The following is a 19,899-nucleotide window of genomic DNA, read 5'->3' as shown; positions in this document are numbered from 1 at the left end:
TGTTGTGAATGACATCATTGTCTTATCGCATCATTCTATACAGGTGCTGATTTTATACGCAACAATTTCCATGACCGCTCATCTACTTTTAAAGATGAATAGATTACAAAATATTTAAAGATTGAACAATTTAGTCAATTTTCCGCCTAGATGCTTCATTGTATAGGCACAGACTGTTAATATCAGATAGAAATTTCTAAGTGATCAAACCGCTATGCAAGAGTCTATTGAACAATATATGCAAACGGTAGGACAACAAGCACGCCAAGCCTCTCGTGTCTTAGCAAGCGCTTCTACCCAATCTAAAAACAATGCGTTATCGGCTATTTATACGGCATTGGAAAATAGCGAGTCTGCTATTTTAGCTGCCAACCAAATTGATATGACCAAAGGTCGTAACAATAACTTGGATAGCGCACTGCTAGATCGCTTAGAACTCAACCCCGCACGTTTTAAAGGTATGTTACAAGGCCTGAAAGATGTGATTGGCTTAATGGACCCTATTGGTGAAATTACCGATATGGCCTATCGCCCATCTGGTATTCAACTAGGCAAAATGCGTGTGCCACTGGGTGTGGTAGGCATGATTTACGAATCACGTCCGAACGTGACCCTTGAAGCTGCATCTTTGGCTTTAAAATCAGGCAATGCCATTATTTTACGTGGTGGTTCTGAAGCATTGGAATCCAATCAAGCCATTGCAACTGCGATTCAACACGGTTTAAAAGCTTCAGGTTTGCCAGAAACTTCGGTGCAAGTGATTAACACTTCAGACCGTGCTGCAGTCGGGCAACTGATTACCATGTCTGAATATGTGGATGTAATTGTGCCACGTGGCGGTAAAAGTCTGATTGAACGCATCAGCAATGAAGCACGTATACCAGTGATTAAACATTTAGATGGTAACTGTCACGTATTTGTAGAAGCACAGGCTGACTTGCAAAAAGCGCTACCAATTGCACTGAATGCCAAAACGCACCGTTATGGCGTGTGTAATGCTATGGAAACCTTGTTGGTCGATGAGCGAGTTGCTGAGCAATTTCTACCTCGCATTGCAGAACTGTATGCAGAGAAACAAGTCGAATTACGCGGCTGCCCTGCAACCCAAAAGATTTTAGGCACGACTGTCAAAACTGCCACAGAAGAAGACTGGTACACCGAATATCTAGGTCCAATTTTGGCGGTTAAAGTGGTTTCAGGCATAGATGAAGCGATTGAACATATTAATAAATATGGTTCACATCATACCGATGCGATTATTACTGAAAACTTTAGCTTGGCGCGCCAGTTCCTTGCTGCGGTCGATTCAAGCTCAGTCATGATCAATGCATCTACTCGTTTTGCCGATGGTTTTGAATATGGCCTTGGTGCTGAAATTGGTATTTCAACCGACAAAATCCATACTCGTGGCCCTGTGGGCTTAGAAGGCCTAACCTCACAAAAATGGGTAGTCTTTGGTGATGGTCAAATTCGCCAATAAAATCCATCTGTAATTTTGCAACATTCAAATGTAATGTTCAGTTTCACATGAAGCTGAACATTACCCGACTACCCGCTTTGGACACAGTTCCACTACACACTTTCAAATTACACTCGCCTAAAATTTAAAAATTGATGATTAGAAAAAATCAGTAAAAAGAGTGACCTTGCTTATGTTTTATTACTTAATAATTAGTACTTTTGCCTTGGCACTTTTAGTGTCATTTGTGGTGATGCGTATATTCTCTGGCTCCATTAATGCTATTTTGGCACGTATCATTCACGACCCTATCCATGAAGCATGGGCAAAATACACCAAGTTTGCAGGCATGGTGGTGGGTACATCATCAGGCATTCGTATTTACGATATGGAAAAATACATCACGCCGCTGACCTATGCCGAGAATGATAAAAAAATTGTAATAGAACTGACTCAGGAGCGCTGGGTACTAGAAATTTACCGCACCATTATTGAAACCTTGCAAGGTTTGGCGTGGATGATGCTGGTGTTTTTTATGGTGGCATTGATTGCTTATGTGATTGTCCGCTGGTCGGAAATTAAGTACGCAGCTAAATCCAAATAAACCGAATTCAAATTAAGAAATAATTTAAAACAGTTTGCCACTCGTCTAGGCAATGAAGTGTGCTATGTTAAGAGAATACAACAGGAATTAAGCAGAAAAATTGACCGTTATTTCATGAATAAATGAAAGTTTCGGACTGATAAATTTTAATTATTTATGATTTCATGGTCGATAATGCTTAAGTCTAATCTCCTAAAGTCTATCTAGGAGCAACAAAAAACCCATGATAAAACATACATACTGATCAAGATTGCAGCGCAACACATTGCCATTTGCCATCCTTGTCGCGCAGCTTGATTCACTAGGGATAACTTCAATTAGAATTCGGGTACATAAACGTGACTACATCAGTATTAGTGATTAACTGCGGATCTTCTTCTATTAAATATGCACTCGTGTCTGAGCGCCGCGAAGATCGTATTTTTGGTTTGGCAGAAAATCTAGGTTCTGCTGATGCACGCATTAAAGGTGTTACCGTCGGTGGTGAACCTCTCGAACTTTCTATTCCACATGCTGACCACGAAAAAGCATTGGAAACAATTTTAGGCCGCTTGTCTCAATATAAGCCTCAAGCTATTGGTCACCGCGTTGTACACGGCGGTACTTTGACCAAAGCAGAATTATTAACAGAAGAAATTGTTCAACGTATTCGTGAAGCAACTCCGCTTGCTCCGTTACATAACCCAGCACACTTGGTGGGTATTGAAGCAACGATGCGTTTGTTCCCAGAGCTTCCGCAAGTTGCTGTATTTGATACTGCATTCCACCAAACTATGCCTGCACACGCTTACCGTTATGCAGTACCTAAATTCTTATATACTGACCACAACGTACGTCGTTATGGCTTCCACGGTACAAGCCATGCGTATGTTTCAGAGCGTGGTTCAGAATTGGCTGGCAGCTTTAAACAAGGCGGCTGGTTAACAGCTCACTTAGGTAACGGTAGCTCAACTTGTGCGATTTGGAATGGTCAAAGTGTAGATACATCTATGGGCTTAACCCCACTTGAAGGTTTGGTAATGGGTACCCGTAGTGGTGATGTAGATCCAAGCTTACACAGCTTCCTTGCAAGCAACTTGGGTTGGGACATCTACAAAATTGACAAGATGCTAAACAGCCAAAGTGGTTTACTCGGCTTGTCAGGTTTATCGAACGACATGCGTACTTTAATTGAAGCATCTGAACAAGGTAATGAAGATGCAACGCTTGCTATTGAAGTGTTCTGCTACCGTTTAGCTAAATCTTTAGCTGCGCTTAGCTGTGGTCTACCACGCTTAGACGGCTTGTTCTTCACTGGTGGTATTGGTGAAAACTCTGCTTATATCCGTGAAAAAACAGTATCTTACTTACCGCACTTCGGTTTTAACTTCAGCAAAGAGCGTAACGACAACTTAAAACGTGGTACTGAAGGTCGTATCGATGCTGGTACTGGCCCACAAATTTGGGTTGTACCAACTGACGAAGAAGGTCGTATCGCTAAAGAAACTGCGCACGTTGCTGAGGAGCTAAAGTCAGCTGGAAAAAAGTCTGAATGTGATGCTGCGATTGCTTAAGCAATCGTAGTATCTGGTGTGCCTTCAATAAATTCCTAAATGATTTAGAAAAAACTATGAAAACAATACTTTTGGTTCCTACTGAAATTGGTGTTGGCTTAACATCAGCATGTCTAGGTTTAATTTACGCTTTGGAATGCCAAGGCGTAAAAGCAGGCTTTTTAAAGCCTTTCTCGCAAGAATTACAGCCAGAAGCAGACCGCACTACAGCGTTGTATCGTCATTTATTCAAGCATGAAACTGTTGAGCCGATTGCTTATAGCACGCTGACTGAACGCTTAAAAAATGATGAAAACGACGAATTGCTCGAAGATGCAGTACGTTTACATCGTGAAATTTCTAAGCACCATGATGTGATTATTGTTGAAGGCGTGTTGCCAAACGGACGCGATCCTTTTGCAACTGAACTGAATGCTACTTTGGCCAAAGCACTTGATGCAAAAGTCATTATTGTTAGCAATGCCGACATTAACAACGCTGCAAAAACAGCTGCCAAAGTAGACAACCAATTACGTTTCTTTGGTGGCGCAAGCTGCGAACGTACTGCGGGCGTATTATTCATGCGTACCAAAGGTTTGCCAGAAGATTCTGCACAAATTCCAGTTACACTTGATCCAAACTTACGTTTGATTAGCGACACCAACCAATTCGTTAGTGCGATTCAAACTACGCACCCAATGATTGGTAAAGACTGTATGCCTGTAATTGGTTTAGTACCATTCAGCAATACTTTAAGTGTGCCACGTATGTCTGACTTGGCTGCGCACATTTCTGCTGAATGGATTAGCCAAGGTGAAGCTGCGCAGCGCCGTGTTCTACACAGCAGCCTGATTGCATCAAACATCGAACATGAAATGCACAAGTTTGTTGCAGGCGAACTAATCATCAGTGGTTCTGACCGTGTAGATGTATTGCTTGCAAGTAGCTTAGCTAGCAGCAATGGTATTCCACTTGCAGGTTTAGTTTTAACTGAGCATCAAACACCAAGTGCGCAAGCTTTAGAATTCTGTCAAACGGCGATCAAAAATGGCTTGCCTATTTTACACACCAAATTGAGCACCTTTGACACTGCACAACAATTGTTAAATCTCAGCAATGAAATTCCTGTAGATGACACTGAGCGTGCTGAACAAGTTACTCGTTTTGTTGCGAGCCACATCAACGCTGACTGGTTAACGCAATTAATTAGCGATTCACACAAACCACGTTTATCGCCTTCTGCATTCCGTCACGAATTGGTGCAAAAATCAATTGCAGCGAAAAAACGTATTGTATTGCCTGAAGGTGATGAACCACGTACCGTTCAAGCTGCAGCAATTTGTCAATCACGTGGTATTGCCCACTGTATTCTATTGGCAAAACCTGAAGCTGTTGTAGATGTTGCCAAAGCACGTGGTATTGAACTTCCACACGATTTAGAAATCATTGATCCTGATTTGATCCGTGAAAACTATATCGAAAAAATGGTGGAAATGCGTAAAGGCAAACTCACTGAAGACCAAGCACGTGATCAGCTACAAGACACTGTAGTACTTGGTACCATGATGTTGGCACTTGATCAGGTCGATGGTTTAGTTTCAGGTGCAGTACACACCACTGCCAACACTGTTCGCCCTGCATTCCAGCTGATTAAAACTGCTCCAGACTACTCATTGGTATCTTCAGTATTCTTCATGTTGTTACCAGATGAAGTCTACGTGTACGGTGACTGTGCAATTAACCCAGACCCAGATGCGGAACAATTGGCTGAAATTGCAATCCAGTCTGCAGACTCTGCAAAAGCGTTTGGTATTGACCCACGCATTGCGATGATTTCTTATTCAACCGGTACTTCAGGTGCAGGTGCTGATGTAGAAAAAGTAGCGAAAGCGACTGAAATTGCGAAACAGCGTCGTCCTGATTTACTGATTGATGGCCCATTACAGTACGATGCAGCATCTGTTGAAAGTGTTGGTCGCTCTAAAGCACCTAACTCTGAAGTTGCAGGCCGTGCCAATGTGTTCATTTTCCCTGACCTGAACACTGGTAACACGACTTATAAAGCCGTACAACGTTCTGCGAATGTGGTAAGTGTTGGTCCAATGCTACAAGGTTTGAACAAACCAGTAAACGACTTGTCTCGTGGTGCATTGGTAGATGACATTGTGTTTACCATTGCATTGACTGCAATTCAAGCAGAGCAACAAGCTGCACAGTAATTCGTAAATTGAAGTTTTACAAACCACCTAATTGAAAAATTGGGTGGTTTTTTTATGGTTTTTCACGTTCCACGCTCAATTCACAATCATTGTTCCACATGATTATTTAGCATAACGAATATCAAAACTTCTGCGCCAACCACACCGTATGCCCTGCACAATCCTGATCTTCAGCCTGCATGTCCAATACCTTAAACCCATGTTGTGCTAACAATTGACGGTATTCTTCTTGCGATAAACTGGCATGATAGAGAGCCTCACCAAACATTTCCCCGATTGCCTCGCCTGCTGCTGGCCCACTTGTAAACATCAATACGGCATTGGGTTTAGACCACTTTGCAAATTGTGTAAACATGCCACGCTGGTCTTGTGGCGTTAAATGAAAAAAACTATCCCACGCCAAAATAGCATCAAAGCGCTGATTCAATTCTACAGAACGCATATCGGCTTCAATCCAACATTGTGATGGAAAATGTTCTCGTGCCATTTCCAGCATGGTGTCTGAACTATCCACACCTGTAAGCTGATGCCCATGTTGTAATAGATACGCTGCAATTGGACGGCCTGAACCACAACCTAAATCTAAAATTTTGGCCTGCGCAGGTAAATAACGCAGCAAACGATCCAGCCAGTTTTTCTCATATAGCACCTGACCACGTAAAGCCGTCCACGCTCGGGCATGCCTTTTATACATTGGGATAATCTGAGCCGCCAAAGCAGAGGAATCTGTCATCACATAACTTCAATATTGAGCAAATAGAGTTCTGAACATAGCGGAAAATTTAGCCTTAAAGAAGCAAAATCAGTGCATATCGCAATGTTTATTTTTGCTTGATCTTTCATCAATCTCCCACAGCCCATGTGCGATATTAAACTTTCGCCCAAAGCTTGATCAAAGTGCCCACAACGGCCACATTTTGTCTTATAATTTAGTCCGCTAGCTATCCGCCCGCTCAAGAGATTTTTGATATGACAACTATTATCAAGCAAGATGACTTGATCACTTCGATCAAAGACGCGCTTCAGTTTATTTCCTACTATCATCCACAAGACTTCATCCAAGCGATGAGCCGTGCTTATGATCGTGAAGAAAACAAAGCTGCGAAAGATGCGATTGCACAGATCTTAATTAACTCACGTATGTGTGCAGAAGGCCATCGTCCAATCTGTCAAGATACTGGTATCGTAAACGTATTCCTTGAAGTGGGCTTAGACGTTAAATTTGATTTAACCATGAGCTTAGATGATGCGATTAACGAAGGTGTACGTCAGGGTTACCTAGAAAACTCAAACGTGCTTCGTGCATCTGTATTGGCTGATCCTGCATTTGGTCGTAAAAACACCAAAGACAACACCCCAGCAGTCATTCACTACAAACTCGTTCCGGGTAACAAAGTTGATATTACGGTTGCTGCTAAAGGTGGCGGTTCAGAAAACAAATCTAAATTGGCCATGCTAAATCCATCTGACTCAATTGTAGACTGGGTACTTAAAACTGTTCCGACCATGGGTGCAGGCTGGTGTCCACCAGGTATGTTGGGTATTGGTATTGGTGGTACTGCTGAAAAAGCCATGATGCTTGCAAAAGAAGCACTCATGGAAGAAATCAACATGGACGAATTATTGCGTCGTGGCCCACAAAACAAAATGGAAGAACTCCGTATCGAGATCTTCGAGAAAGTAAACGCATTGGGTATTGGCGCACAAGGTTTAGGCGGCTTAACTACCGTTCTTGATATTAAAATCAAAGACTATCCTTGCCACGCTGCGGGCAAACCAGTGGGTATGATTCCAAACTGTGCGGCAACACGTCACGCACACTTCCAGTTAGATGGTTCAGGTGTTGCACACATTCAAGCACCTAAACTGGATGACTACCCAGAAGTGACTTGGGACTCTTCTAAATCTAAACGTGTAGATTTGGACAACATCACTCAAGAAGAAATGAACACTTGGCAGCCGGGCGATACTTTATTATTAAACGGTACGATTTACACAGGTCGTGATGCTGCGCACAAACGCATGGTAGACATGATCAACAATGGTGAAGAATTGCCAGTCGACTTAAAAGGCAAGTTCATTTACTACGTTGGCCCAGTTGACCCTGTGGGTGACGAAGTGGTTGGCCCTGCAGGTCCAACAACAGCAACACGTATGGACAAGTTCACACGCCAAGTATTAGAACACACTGGTTTGTTCGGTATGATTGGTAAGGCGGATCGTGGTCCTGCAGCAATTGAAGCTATCAAAGACCATAAAGCAACTTACCTTATGGCTGTAGGTGGTGCGGCTTATCTTGTATCTAAAGCTGTACGTGAAGCAGAAGTGGTTGCTTTCGAAGACTTAGGTATGGAAGCAATCTACAAGTTCAAAGTTGAAGATATGCCTGTTTCAGTTGCGGTGGATGTAAACGGTACATCAATCCACGCCATTGCACCAAAAATCTGGCAAGCTAAAATTGGTAAAATTCCTGTTGTAGACGCTGCAGCAGAATAATTTTCCAATACAGTGATATAGAAAAAGCACCCAACTTTGGGTGCTTTTTTATGCGTGCTAGAAATGAATAAAAGCAATGCGCGAGATAAAGATGAAAAACCTTACCAGGTTCTAGGATCCCACAACTTAAATGGCTGAGTTAAATGCACATCTTCTGCAGGGTCATATTTCTCATGCTTAATTTTTTGTGGCTTTTTGCGTAACTTGCCTGTGTGCTGATCTTCCGCAACAAAGTTATAGCTTTCTGTTTTGAGTTGGGTAAATGCGATTTCCTGTTGTGCGGTACTTGTAGGCATTAAAATTAAAGGCCCTGAAACTTCCTTACGGGTACTCAAATTTTCTTCATCATACTTAATAAAATACGACTGCCCTGCTTGCACCTGAAAATCTAAGTACTTCGGTTTTTGAAAATGTAATGCCCCCAAAGGACGACTCACACTTAAACGATACTCACCCGGTGCAAGTTCAATCCAGTAATAATGATTGTGCAATAAACTTGGAATTCGATGCTTATTGATAAACATACTGGCTGCGACAATTTCCTGCCTGTTCCACTTAGAGTCAGGGCGATACAAATACACAATGGCCGCATCTTGATGCTGTGCCTGAATGGGCTGAAAACGCTGCCCGAGCTTTTGATTAACCCAACCACCAATGGTCATCATGCCCAAGCGGTGCTGCTCTACAAAACCCGGTTTCTGTTCTAAATCTAAAACTTTTAAAGTACTCGGTGGTTGCGTTTGTTGCACCACGTTTTTTTTGCCATGACATCCCACTAACATTAAACTGGTCACGACCAAGATTGCGACATCACGCATGTCTATCCCTCACTGCGTTTCTTATTTTTGTAAATTAAGTTTTTGCAAATCAAGCTGCAAATTCATTTTGCAATTGTTGTTTTCAATAATAGGCGTCCACACCTTGAACTAAGATTAACACCGCCTTGTTTTTTTTGACAATAAAAAACGTGCCGAAACCTAGCGTTTCGGCACGTTTCAGACGAACAGCGAATTAAGCTGTTTTGCTGTCTAATACTTTTAAGTCGACTTTTTCTTCAACCGGCTCTTCAGCTTTGGCTTGACGCTCGACCTGAAATTCAGGCTTCGCACCCTCATCAATCACTGCTTCAGTCACCACCACTGTACCTACATCGGTACGGCTTGGTAGGTCATACATGGTTTCAAGCAAAGCATTTTCTAAAATAGAACGCAAACCACGTGCACCCGTATTACGCTCAAGGGCTTTTTTCGCCACTGCACGTAAAGCCGCCTCTTCAAAGACTAAATCGACATTTTCCATCTCGAATAAGTATTGATACTGACGGGTTAAGGCATTTTTTGGTTCAGTCAGAATTTGCAATAATGCATCTTCATCCAGTTCATCTAGTGTTGCAATCACTGGCAAACGACCAATAAATTCTGGAATTAAACCAAACTTCACCAAGTCAGTTGCTTCTACCTGACGGAATAAGTCAGACAATTTCTTGCCCTCATCTTTTTTCTTCACGTCTGCAGTAAAACCAATCCCGCCTTTTTCCTGACGTTGCTGTACAATTTTCTCTAAACCAGAGAATGCACCACCACAAATAAACAGGATATTTGAGGTATCAATTTGAATGAATTCTTGCTGCGGATGCTTACGACCACCTTGAGGTGGAATAGATGCAACCGTGCCTTCAATCATTTTAAGCAAGGCTTGCTGAACACCCTCACCTGATACATCACGGGTGATAGATGGATTTTCAGACTTACGTGTGATCTTGTCGATCTCATCGATATAGATAATGCCTTTTTGTGCTTTTTCTACATCGTAATCGGCTTTTTGCAACAGCTTTTGCACAATGTTTTCGACATCTTCACCCACATAACCCGCTTCGGTTAATGTGGTCGCGTCTGCCATTGCAAAAGGAACATCCAATAGGCGCGCCAAAGTCTGTGCAAGTAAGGTTTTACCCGAACCTGTTGGCCCAACCAGCATGATGTTACTTTTTGAAATTTCGACAGTATCGTCTGTCTTATGCCCTTGCTGGGTCACTTTCAGACGTTTGTAATGGTTATACACTGCAACCGATAAGGTTTTTTTCGCAGTGTCCTGACCAATCACATACTGGTCTAGCGCAGCACGAATTTCATGTGGTTTTGGCAATGGACGCGTTGCCCAATCACCCGACTCAACTTGTTGACTGGTCTGAACCAAGTCTAAGCATACGTCCACACATTCATTACAGATGTATGCGTCCTCGCCTGCAATCAGCTTCCCGACTTCAGACTGCGTTTTACCGCAAAATGAACAATGTTTTTGTCCCTGAGGATGTTCGGACATAGTCACTCCAATATCTCAATCTTTAAAACTTATGGACGTTTTGTTAAAACTTCATCCACAAGACCGTATTCCTTCGCTGCCTGTGCAGTCATGAAGTTATCACGGTCGGTATCTCTTGCGACAGTTTCATAGTCCTGACCACTATGTTCTGCCATTAAACGGTTTAAACGCTCTTTAATGAATAGAATTTCACGTGCATGAATTTCAATATCAGATGCCTGACCACGGAAACCACCAAGTGGTTGGTGAATCATGACACGCGCATTTTCAAGACAGTAACGCTTACCTTTTGCACCTGCGTTGAGCAGGAAAGCACCCATAGATGCTGCTTGTCCCATACAGTAAGTCACAACATCAGGCTTAATAAATTGCATGGTATCGTAAATTGCCATACCTGCAGTCACTGAACCGCCTGGTGAGTTAATGTATAGGTGAATATCTTTATCTGGGTTTTCTGCTTCTAAAAATAACATCTGCGCCACAATTAAGTTGGCCATATTATCTTCGACTTCACCCGTCAAAAAAATGACACGTTCACGTAAAAGACGTGAATAAATATCAAAAGAACGCTCACCACGAGAGGATTGTTCAACCACCATGGGTACTAAAGCATTTTCAATTGTTGGAACATACATATGGTTATTTATTCCTAAATTCTTGTGACACGACTCATGTTCACAATATGAGGGATAATTGTCTAAATTGCAAAATATTCACAGCTTAAATCGTAGATATTTTGAGTTAAATGTTGTCGATCTGTGAAAAACCCAAAAACTGCGATGCAATAAAAAAGGCGCACAAAGCGCCTTTTTTACCTAAAGCCAATTAGCCTTGTTGACGAGCTTGTTGCTCTTTCAATAAGTCTTCATAGCTTACAGATGTATCAGTCACTTTTGCAGAAGCCAAGATGTGATCTACAACCTGATCTTCTAAAACAACTGCTTCGATTTGTGAACGCTGTTGTTTGTCATTTTTGAAGTATTCAATTACTTCGTTTGGATCTTCATAAGAAGAAGCCATATCTTCGATGTAAGCATCTACACGTGCTTGGTCAACTTCAAGTTTAGCATCTGCCAATACTTTGCTAACCAATACGCCTAGTTTTACAGATTTTTCAGCTTGTTCTTTGAACAATTCATCTGGAAGCATGCTTGAGTCAAATGCTTTTGCACCTTGCGCACCAAACTGCTGAGTGAATTGCTGAATCATTTGCTGACGTTGACGGTCAACTTCTTGAGCAACCATCGCTGCTGGAAGTTCAACTTCGTTTGCAGCAACCAAAGCATCAAAAGTTGCGCCTTTCACTTGGTTACGTAAACCATTTTTCACTTCACGTTCCATGTTTTTACGAACGTCAGCTTTTAATTTGTCTACGCCATCTTCTTCAGAAATACCGAAGATTTGTAGGAATTCAGCATCAATTTCTGGAAGTTTTTGCTTTTCAACAAGTTTCACAGTGATTTTGAATTGAGCTGCTTTACCTGCAAGGTTTGCTGCTTGGTAGTCTTCAGGGAAAGTTACATCAATAACTTTCTCTTCGCCTTTTTTCATGCCCACGATGCCATCTTCAAAACCAGGAATCATGCGACCAGAACCAAGTACCAGTTTAAAGTCTTCAGCAGCACCGCCTTCAAACTTCTCGCCATCTACAGTGCCTTCAAAATCAAAAGTCACTTGCATGTCTTTTTTCGCCATGCCTTTGGTTTCTGCCCAAGAAGCACGTTGCTTTTGAAGATTTTCAAGCATTTGCTCAACGTCTTTGTCGTTCACTTCTGAAGACTTACGTTCAACTTCTAAACCTTCAAATTTCACTTCAACTTCTGGATAAACTTCAACTGTCGCTTCGTAAACTAAAGCGTCGTCTTTCATTTCAGTTTTTTCGATGTTTGGCATACCAACAGCGTTGATTTTTTCTTGTTGGATTGCTTCAAAAACGGTGTCACGAATAATATCGTTCACCACTTCTTGATAAATACCCGCACCGTATTCACGACGAACAACGTTTACAGGCACTTTACCTGGACGGAAGCCGTTAATCTTCACAGTTTTGGCAGTGCGTTTCAAGCGAGCTTCAAACTGCTCGTTAATACGGCTCGTCGGTACAGATACATTTAAACGACGGGCAACGCCCGAAACCGCTTCAGAAGTTACTTGCATGGCTTCCTCGATATAGTTAGTAATAACAGTTTATAAAAAAGTGCCACATTATATGACAACATTAAAGGATATACAAAATACGTTCTGATCTCGACTGAATTTTTTTAATCGGCACGCTATTTTCTGTAAATTTTCAACTTTGTGTATATTTCTTGTTGTAAATAAGAATCCTTATCATTATTATTAGCCAACTCCTTCATGAATGATTCTAATTACCATATAGGTCTGAATTAGGATCATTGATTCATATTAGAGATATAATTTTATGACTAAGTTCAACCTACACCCGCTGTGTCTTGCATTACTTGGGGCAACCTCTACTGCTGTTTTCGCAAATACCTCTACCGATGCGACTTCAACCCACCAACTTTCCACAATTGTGGTTTCAGCGGCAGGTTTTGAACAAGAGCTAAAAAATGCACCCGCATCTATAAGTGTAGTCAGTAAAGAAGATATTGAGAAAAAAAATGCAACCAGTATTGCTGATTTATTAGCAGATGTTCCCGGCGTTGATATTCGTAACGGTGTAGGTAAAACCTCAAACCTGAATATCGGTTTACGCGGCATGGGCCAAGAATACACCCTGATTCTGATTGATGGACGTCGCCAAACCACATCTTCGGATGTAACCCCGAATGGTTTTGGTGAAACTGCGAGTGGCTATTTACCCCCTCTTGCCTCAATTGAACGCATTGAAGTGATTCGCGGCCCTATGGCAACACGCTATGGTTCAGAGGCAATGGGCGGTGTGATCAATATCATTACCAAAAAAGTCTCTGATGAATGGAATGGAAATGTCACTGTCAGCGGTAATGTGATGGAAAGTAATGCCGAAGCAGATTCATGGAAAACCAATTTTGTTGTCAATGGCCCACTGATCAATGAACGTTTAGGCTTACAACTACGTGGTAGCTATTTAGACCGTCAGCGTTCAGAACGCATTCAGGGCTCAACAGGTCGTGACCCACGCCCAAGTACAGCAGACAATTACGATGTTGGTGCTAAACTCGACTTTAAACTGGATGATCAAAATTCATTTTGGATTGATAGTTTTCATTCTAGCCAACAATATAAAAATGAAGATAACCGTTTAGGGACTTTGGATTGGACAACGAATATTACTTTAAAAGATAAAACTAAACTTCCTTCCGCAAGTGGTTATACAGATGAATTGGAATTTAACCGTACTCAAATTTCGTTGGGACATGAAGGTGATTACGATTTTGGGATTTGGAAAAGCTATGTTAGCCATTCAGAGACTGAAACCAAAGGTCGTACTTTACCAACTGCCGCATTTGAAGAAGATGAAATCAAGGCTTTAAACCCTCTAATTGGCAGTGACCGTACTTTAGAAAATACCGATCTGGTTGCAGATAGCCATCTGATTTCGACCTTTGGTGCGCACAAAGTTACAGTCGGTGCAGAATATAAAAAGCTCACCATTCGTGACAATATTGCTCAACATAAAAGCGGCAAAGATGAATTTGAGAAAGACTCTTGGGCAATCTATGCCGAAGATGAGTGGAGCTTACTCGACAATTTGACCTTCACGTTTGGTACACGCTATGAAGACCACTCTGGTTTTGGTGGCGAGTTTAGTCCACGTGCTTATTTAGTCTGGAACACCAATGATATTTTAACCATTAAGGGTGGTGTCAGCACAGGTTATAAAGCACCTTCGCCTAAGGCACTCTACGATGGTTTAATCAATATGAGTGGTCAGGGTTCGACCTATGTATTTGGTAACGCTGCTTTAAAACCAGAAACATCGACCAATTACGAACTTGGTTTTAATTTACAGCCTAATGATCAGCTTAATTTTACCGCCACAGGCTTTTACAGCCAAATTGAAGATGCGATTGTTTCCCAAGACATCTCTAATTTAGCGATTTGCCCTGTAGATGATTGCTCTAGAAGTGTAAATGCCAACGAAGCCAAAATCTATGGTGCTGAGACGTCTTTACAGTACAGCATTATTCCTGAATGGGATATTAAAGCGGCCTATACTTACACCAAAAGTGAAATTACAGATGGTAAGGATGAAGGACTGTACTATAACAACAATCCTCGCAATGCCTTTAACCTGACCTCGACTTGGCACATTAATCCGAACGTTGATGTGTGGTTACAACACGAATACAAGTCAGCCCGTTTGCGCTTCAAACAATTACCAACAACACCACAAACTAGCGATTTTGAAGAATACAAAATCATGGGCGATAAATTTGGTGGCTATAACGTATTTAACTTAGGTGCAAGCTATACAGTAACAGATAATCTTCGTTTCAATATGGCAGTGAATAACCTATTAGATAAGGACTTCACCAAAGATAATCAGAGCTATACCTATGTCAACAAAGGTAAAACTCAAACTGCAACTGCCTATAAATACTTAGACATTGGTTCAGCTGTTTCGGGCACATATTTAGCAGGTCGCAATTACTGGCTCTCTGTTTCTTATGACTTCTAAGCCTTAAATTTCTTTTTTAAACCCTGCTTCGGCAGGGTTTTCTGTCTTTACTCCCAAGCCTTTCACGTTCACATCGTTTTATTAAATAAAAATACTGATAATGATTATTATTTTCAAATAAGAATTAAAGAAAAGCACCAACCTGTACATTGTTGTTGATAATGATTCTCAATACAATTGGCATCAATTGTTATAGACGTCATAACAACAACTTCACACTTTATTCATTTTGAACTAAAAACGCTGAATAAAGCGTGGTCTCCTGTTGGTTTACATTTAGGGAAATACCATAAATGGCACAGATCAAAAGCCGCAAACACAATCGCTCTGCGCAACTGATGGCTTTAGCCGCCTCTCTTCCACTACTTGCACATGCCGCAAGCCCTGAAGATGACGTCACCCACTTACCCACCATTACAGTTAAATCGGAAGCCGAAAGCAAATACAAGGCAGATAACTTAAGTTCCGCAAAATACACTCAGCCGTTGTTAGATACCCCACAAACAATTTCTGTGATTAAAAAAGAAATCTTGCAGGAGCAAGGTGCAACCTCGTTGGTTGAAGCCTTACGCAACACTCCAGGCATTACCCTGCAACTTGGTGAAAATGGTAATACCAGCGCAGGCGATGCCTTTCAAATGCGAGGTTTTTCTACCCAAACCTCTACTTATGTCGATGGTATTCGAGATTTAGGTGCTATCAGCCGTGATGTCTTTAACCTTGATCAAATTGAAGTGGTCAAAGGCCCATCAGGTTCAGAAGCAGGTCGTGGTGCGGCTTCGGGTTATATCAATTTGGTGAGTAAATTACCGCAAAGTGAAAACAGTCAGGAAATTTCTGCCAGCTATAACACCGCAGAACATGCCCGACTCTCTGCAGACATTAACCAAGTCATCAACCCCAATACGGCGTTTCGCCTGAACGTGATGGGGCAAGAAGGTGGTGTGGAAGGACGTGACTATATCGAAAATAACAGTTATGCCATCGCTCCTTCTCTTGCTTTCGGATTAAACACGGCCACTCGTTTATATTTGTATTCTCAACACATCAGACAGCGGAACATTCCAGATAGTGGTATTCCAACAATCGGCATGAAGGGCTTTTATAACTCAGACTCGCTGTTAGCGACTGCACCTAAAGTCAATCGGGAAAACTTTTATGGTCATGTCAATGACTATGAAGATGTCGATGCAGATATGTTTACGGCAAAAATTGAAAGTGATTTAACGGATCGGCTCAAACTGACCAACACCACCCGTGTAGGCAAAACGCAGATGAATCGGGTGCTGACAGGGATCAATACTGGTTCTAGTGGTTTAAGAGCCAATGGTTCATCTGACCCAGCACAATGGGAAGTGAATCGCTCCCGCCAAGGCGTAGATCAGGAAAATAAGATTCTGGCTAACCAAACCACTTTAAATTTCGATCTACAAACTGGCGCTGTTGAACATGATGTTGTTGCAGGTATGGAGTTTTTAAAAGAACAGCAATCCAGCAAACTGTTGGCCACACAATTGCCAGGTGAAGCGACCGTCAATACACCTTGGGCTAATCTTTATCGACCTGACCGCAATCAAGCCATGCCACCACTAATTTACAATGGTGGTTATACCGATGGTGAAACCCAAACGGCAGCCGCATATTTATTTGATACTCTAAAATTTGGGGAGCGTTTTCAACTGAATGGTGGCGTACGGGTCGATTATTATGAAACCGATTATCAAGGGCTTACTCTGCCACGTGGGGGAAATGCTTTGGTGGCCAAAGACCTCAGTACGCACGACACATTGTTAAGCTGGAAACTTGGCGGTGTGTATAAACCTACTTTAAATAGCAGTGTTTATGCATCTTACGCAAAATCACTGACTCCGCCAGGCAGTGCCAACTTCACGCTGTCTGAATCAGGCAATGATGCCATTAATGCGCAGCCTCAAGAAACCCATCATTATGAAGTAGGCAGCAAATGGGAGTTATTGCAAGGCAAACTTGCTATGGCTGCTGCTGCGTATCGTACAGAAAATGAAAATCAATCGACCATTGATCCGATTTCCCAGCTAGCCGTGCAGGAAGGTAAAAAACGTGTCGATGGTGTTGAGCTAAGTGCTGTGGGGCAAATTACCGATGCCTGGAATATTTCTGCAGGCGTTGCCCACATGAAAGTTAAACAACTGAATCAACGTTCATCGAGTAGCACAACACTATCTGAACGCTGGTCACCTGAATGGACTGCAAGCTTATGGTCAACCTACGACTGGGCAGGCTTTAAATTTGGTTTAGGCGCTCGTTATGTTGATGAACAAAAACGTGTAGTCACTGACAGTACCGCACCTGCCAACATGCCGAATATCCCAGGCTATGTCGTCTTTGATGCTTTGGTAGGCTACAACTTTAACAAACACGCTTCACTAAATCTGAACCTCTACAACCTTGCCGATAAAGAATATATCAGCACCCTTAACAATGGTGGTGGTCGTGTGGTTCTTGGACAGCCACGCTCGGCAACGCTTAGCTTGAATTACAAGTTCTAAGTAATTGCAATAAATCTATAGCGTAGCTCAAAAGAGACTATATAGATTGGTTCGGGCGATGAGTCGCTTTCATAGCACAGATCGCTCGAACTTTTACTACTGAACCATAATGTCGAGTATTCAATTTTTTGAATTATAACTTTCACAGGAAGAATCAATATGATGCTTCACATTCCTAACGTACTCAGTAAAGTGCAAGTCCAGCAAATTCGGGCTGAGTTAGACAGTGCATCGGCTTGGCAAAATGGCCAATTCAGCGCAGGCGCGCAAGCACAAAAAATTAAACAAAATTTGCAGTTTGATCCCAAACATCCGAGTTATGCAGTACTGGCGCAAGAAATACTTAGCGCTCTCAAACAACAGGCTTTATTGCAGTCATTTGCCTTGCCGCTGCATATTCTTCAGCCAATGTTCAATTGTTATCAAAACACAGGAACTTATGGCAATCATGTCGATAGTGCGGTGCAATATTGTGCGCAGGCACAACGTCCGATTCGTACTGATGTTTCTATGACTTTATTTTTAAGTGAACCCGAAGAATATCAGGGTGGTGAACTGATTATTGAAGACAACTATGGAAGTCATGAAGTTAAACTCAGTGCGGGCGATGCGATTGTGTATCCTGCGACCAGTTTACATCGGGTTGAACCAGTAACAGTAGGCCAAAGAATTGCGGCATTTACTTGGTGTCAAAGTATGGTGAAAGATGACTGGCAGCGCAGTATGTTGTTCAATTTAGACATGACCATTCTGCAATTACGTCAACAACTTGGTGATACCGCAGAAGTATTGTCCCTGACTGCGCACTATCACAATCTGATTCGTCAATGGAGTCAATTATGAATACCGCACCATTGGCAGCCTTAAACCATATTCCCCCACATTTACAAACGATTGCCGACTATCAAAAACAGGCGAAACTACACTTGGATGCAGCCACATGGGCCAATTTAGAAGGCGCTGCGGGCGATGAATACAGTCTAAATAATAACCGAACTGCTTTTGCCAATATTCAATTATTACCACGTCACTTAAATTCTTTTAAAGATGCCAATACGCAGATTCAACTTTTAGGCGAACACTATCCCCACCCGATTTTTTTAGCCCCCGTGGCTTATCAACAGCTATTTCATCCGCAGGGGGAAATTGCCACAGCACAAGCAGCTTCCGCTATGCAAGCGCCCATGATTCTCAGTCATTTAAGCACCACCTCAGTGGCAACGCTTGATCAGGTTTCATCTGCGCCAAAATGGTTTCAACTGTATTGGCAAGGCAGTCGTAAAGCCGCTTTGGATTTGATTTTTCAAGCGCAACATTATGCCTATCAAGCCATTGTTCTGACTGTAGATGCTCCCCACATGGGTATTCGAGATCGGGAACGTCGCGCTTACTTTCAGTTACCCGCACATATTCAGGCAGTGCATCATCATCCTGTGAGTACAGCAACCCTCAAAGACAATCAGCATGCTCTATTTGATGGCTTAATGCAGCAAGCCGCCACATGGGAAGATATTGCTTGGCTGGTACAACGCAGCCCGCTCCCTATTTTACTCAAAGGTATTTTACACCCTGCCGATGCACAACAGGCGCATCAATACGGCGTACAAGGGATTATTGTGTCTAATCATGGTGGTCGAGTTTTAGATACCGTTGTCAGTCCAATTCAAGTTTTAAGCACGATGCGAAAAATTTTACCGCACGATTTCCCTATTCTATTGGACAGTGGTATCCGTCGTGGCACAGATATTTTTAAGGCATTGGCCTTAGGGGCAAATGCAGTATTAATTGGACGGCCATATATTTATGGATTGGCAGTTGCAGGTGCACTAGGGGCAGCACATAGCATCAAGCTCTTAAAAGAAGAATTTGAAGTGAGCATGGCACTCATGGGAACAAGCTGCATCGAACAGATTAACGACAGTTATATTTATCAGAAATAAAACAAATAGCAGAAAAAATTTTCACAGCTATGGCTATATTTGTAAAAAACAGGGAATTATTACCCTTGCAGATCGATTAACATACAGATATTGGTTTACAAGTGCCATGATTCGACTTTTAGCGATAGTCTCCTGAAAACAACTTGTAAATTGATAGAATAGACACAATCTA

At 42.1% G+C, this 19,899-nt stretch carries 14 protein-coding genes; 9 read left to right on the top strand and 5 right to left on the bottom strand.

Annotation, left to right across the window (positions count from 1 at the left end; all coding sequences use genetic code 11):
* Window positions 1–214 precede the first annotated feature (214 nt).
* From HHA42_RS05135 to pta, 4 genes are all read left to right on the top strand, one after another.
* Complete coding sequence (locus HHA42_RS05135; RefSeq protein ID WP_168459999.1) at window positions 215–1,480, top strand: glutamate-5-semialdehyde dehydrogenase; 1,266 nt, start codon at window positions 215–217, stop codon at window positions 1,478–1,480.
* A gap of 172 nt (window positions 1,481–1,652) precedes the next feature.
* Window positions 1,653–2,063: a hypothetical protein gene (locus tag HHA42_RS05130; protein WP_168525626.1), complete on the top strand. Its 411-nt coding sequence runs from the start codon at window positions 1,653–1,655 to the stop codon at window positions 2,061–2,063.
* Window positions 2,064–2,401: 338 nt separating this feature from the next.
* Window positions 2,402–3,616 carry an acetate kinase gene (locus HHA42_RS05125; RefSeq protein ID WP_168417900.1) on the top strand — a complete coding sequence of 405 codons (1,215 nt, stop codon included), beginning with the start codon at window positions 2,402–2,404 and terminating at the stop codon, window positions 3,614–3,616.
* A 56-nt stretch (window positions 3,617–3,672) separates the two neighbouring features.
* Complete coding sequence (gene pta / locus HHA42_RS05120) at window positions 3,673–5,814, top strand: phosphate acetyltransferase (protein WP_168417899.1); 2,142 nt, start codon at window positions 3,673–3,675, stop codon at window positions 5,812–5,814.
* Between the two features lie 121 nt (window positions 5,815–5,935).
* Here the strand turns inward: pta and HHA42_RS05115 are convergent, their stop codons facing one another.
* Window positions 5,936–6,547, bottom strand: coding sequence for a class I SAM-dependent methyltransferase (locus HHA42_RS05115; RefSeq protein WP_168417898.1), 612 nt, complete (start codon window positions 6,545–6,547; stop codon window positions 5,936–5,938).
* 236 nt (window positions 6,548–6,783) lie between these two features.
* Between HHA42_RS05115 and HHA42_RS05110 the strand changes: the two genes are divergently transcribed.
* Window positions 6,784–8,310, top strand: coding sequence for a fumarate hydratase (locus HHA42_RS05110; protein ID WP_168417897.1), 1,527 nt, complete (start codon window positions 6,784–6,786; stop codon window positions 8,308–8,310).
* Between the two features lie 101 nt (window positions 8,311–8,411).
* Here HHA42_RS05110 and HHA42_RS05105 read toward each other — a convergent pair whose 3' ends face one another.
* From HHA42_RS05105 to tig, 4 genes are all read right to left on the bottom strand, one after another.
* Complete coding sequence (locus HHA42_RS05105; protein WP_168417896.1) at window positions 8,412–9,128, bottom strand: DUF2846 domain-containing protein; 717 nt, start codon at window positions 9,126–9,128, stop codon at window positions 8,412–8,414.
* 193 nt (window positions 9,129–9,321) lie between these two features.
* The gene (gene clpX, locus HHA42_RS05100; protein WP_168417895.1) at window positions 9,322–10,632 is read right to left on the bottom strand and encodes an ATP-dependent protease ATP-binding subunit ClpX; all 1,311 of its coding nucleotides are present in this window, start codon (window positions 10,630–10,632) and stop codon (window positions 9,322–9,324) included.
* A gap of 29 nt (window positions 10,633–10,661) precedes the next feature.
* Window positions 10,662–11,267, bottom strand: coding sequence for an ATP-dependent Clp endopeptidase proteolytic subunit ClpP (gene clpP / locus HHA42_RS05095; protein WP_004974855.1), 606 nt, complete (start codon window positions 11,265–11,267; stop codon window positions 10,662–10,664).
* A gap of 190 nt (window positions 11,268–11,457) precedes the next feature.
* Complete coding sequence (tig, locus tag HHA42_RS05090; protein ID WP_168417894.1) at window positions 11,458–12,789, bottom strand: trigger factor; 1,332 nt, start codon at window positions 12,787–12,789, stop codon at window positions 11,458–11,460.
* Between the two features lie 265 nt (window positions 12,790–13,054).
* Between tig and HHA42_RS05085 the strand changes: the two genes are divergently transcribed.
* The 4 genes from HHA42_RS05085 to HHA42_RS05070 all read left to right on the top strand — a co-directional run bounded on the left by HHA42_RS05085 (window position 13,055) and on the right by HHA42_RS05070 (window position 19,727).
* The gene (locus tag HHA42_RS05085; RefSeq protein ID WP_168525624.1) at window positions 13,055–15,259 is read left to right on the top strand and encodes a TonB-dependent receptor; all 2,205 of its coding nucleotides are present in this window, start codon (window positions 13,055–13,057) and stop codon (window positions 15,257–15,259) included.
* 293 nt (window positions 15,260–15,552) lie between these two features.
* Window positions 15,553–17,787, top strand: coding sequence for a catecholate siderophore receptor Fiu (locus tag HHA42_RS05080; RefSeq protein ID WP_168525621.1), 2,235 nt, complete (start codon window positions 15,553–15,555; stop codon window positions 17,785–17,787).
* Between the two features lie 159 nt (window positions 17,788–17,946).
* Entirely contained in the window at window positions 17,947–18,630 is a 684-nt protein-coding gene (locus HHA42_RS05075; RefSeq protein ID WP_168525619.1) for a Fe2+-dependent dioxygenase, read from the top strand.
* Complete coding sequence (locus HHA42_RS05070; RefSeq protein ID WP_168525617.1) at window positions 18,627–19,727, top strand: alpha-hydroxy acid oxidase; 1,101 nt, start codon at window positions 18,627–18,629, stop codon at window positions 19,725–19,727. The genes HHA42_RS05075 and HHA42_RS05070 overlap by 4 nt, the downstream gene beginning before the upstream one ends.
* Window positions 19,728–19,899: the final 172 nt, after the last annotated feature.

It is taken from the genome of Acinetobacter sp. A3 (genome assembly GCF_012371415.1).
GTDB lineage: Bacteria > Pseudomonadota > Gammaproteobacteria > Pseudomonadales > Moraxellaceae > Acinetobacter.
Note: the sequence above shows the minus strand (reverse complement) of the source record. Positions and strands in the feature narration are given on the sequence as shown.

Excerpts from the sequence above, each read along its gene's own strand:
- HHA42_RS05135 (WP_168459999.1), top strand. The coding sequence starts at position 215 with ATGCAAGAGTCTATTGAACAATATATGCAAACGGTAGGACAACAAGCA.
- HHA42_RS05130 (WP_168525626.1), top strand. The coding sequence starts at position 1,653 with ATGTTTTATTACTTAATAATTAGTACTTTTGCCTTGGCACTTTTAGTG.
- pta (WP_168417899.1), top strand. The coding sequence starts at position 3,673 with ATGAAAACAATACTTTTGGTTCCTACTGAAATTGGTGTTGGCTTAACA.
- HHA42_RS05115 (WP_168417898.1), bottom strand. The coding sequence starts at position 6,547 with ATGACAGATTCCTCTGCTTTGGCGGCTCAGATTATCCCAATGTATAAA.
- HHA42_RS05110 (WP_168417897.1), top strand. The coding sequence starts at position 6,784 with ATGACAACTATTATCAAGCAAGATGACTTGATCACTTCGATCAAAGAC.
- HHA42_RS05105 (WP_168417896.1), bottom strand. The coding sequence starts at position 9,128 with ATGCGTGATGTCGCAATCTTGGTCGTGACCAGTTTAATGTTAGTGGGA.
- clpX (WP_168417895.1), bottom strand. The coding sequence starts at position 10,632 with ATGTCCGAACATCCTCAGGGACAAAAACATTGTTCATTTTGCGGTAAA.
- clpP (WP_004974855.1), bottom strand. The coding sequence starts at position 11,267 with ATGTATGTTCCAACAATTGAAAATGCTTTAGTACCCATGGTGGTTGAA.
- tig (WP_168417894.1), bottom strand. The coding sequence starts at position 12,789 with ATGCAAGTAACTTCTGAAGCGGTTTCGGGCGTTGCCCGTCGTTTAAAT.
- HHA42_RS05085 (WP_168525624.1), top strand. The coding sequence starts at position 13,055 with ATGACTAAGTTCAACCTACACCCGCTGTGTCTTGCATTACTTGGGGCA.
- HHA42_RS05080 (WP_168525621.1), top strand. The coding sequence starts at position 15,553 with ATGGCACAGATCAAAAGCCGCAAACACAATCGCTCTGCGCAACTGATG.
- HHA42_RS05075 (WP_168525619.1), top strand. The coding sequence starts at position 17,947 with ATGATGCTTCACATTCCTAACGTACTCAGTAAAGTGCAAGTCCAGCAA.
- HHA42_RS05070 (WP_168525617.1), top strand. The coding sequence starts at position 18,627 with ATGAATACCGCACCATTGGCAGCCTTAAACCATATTCCCCCACATTTA.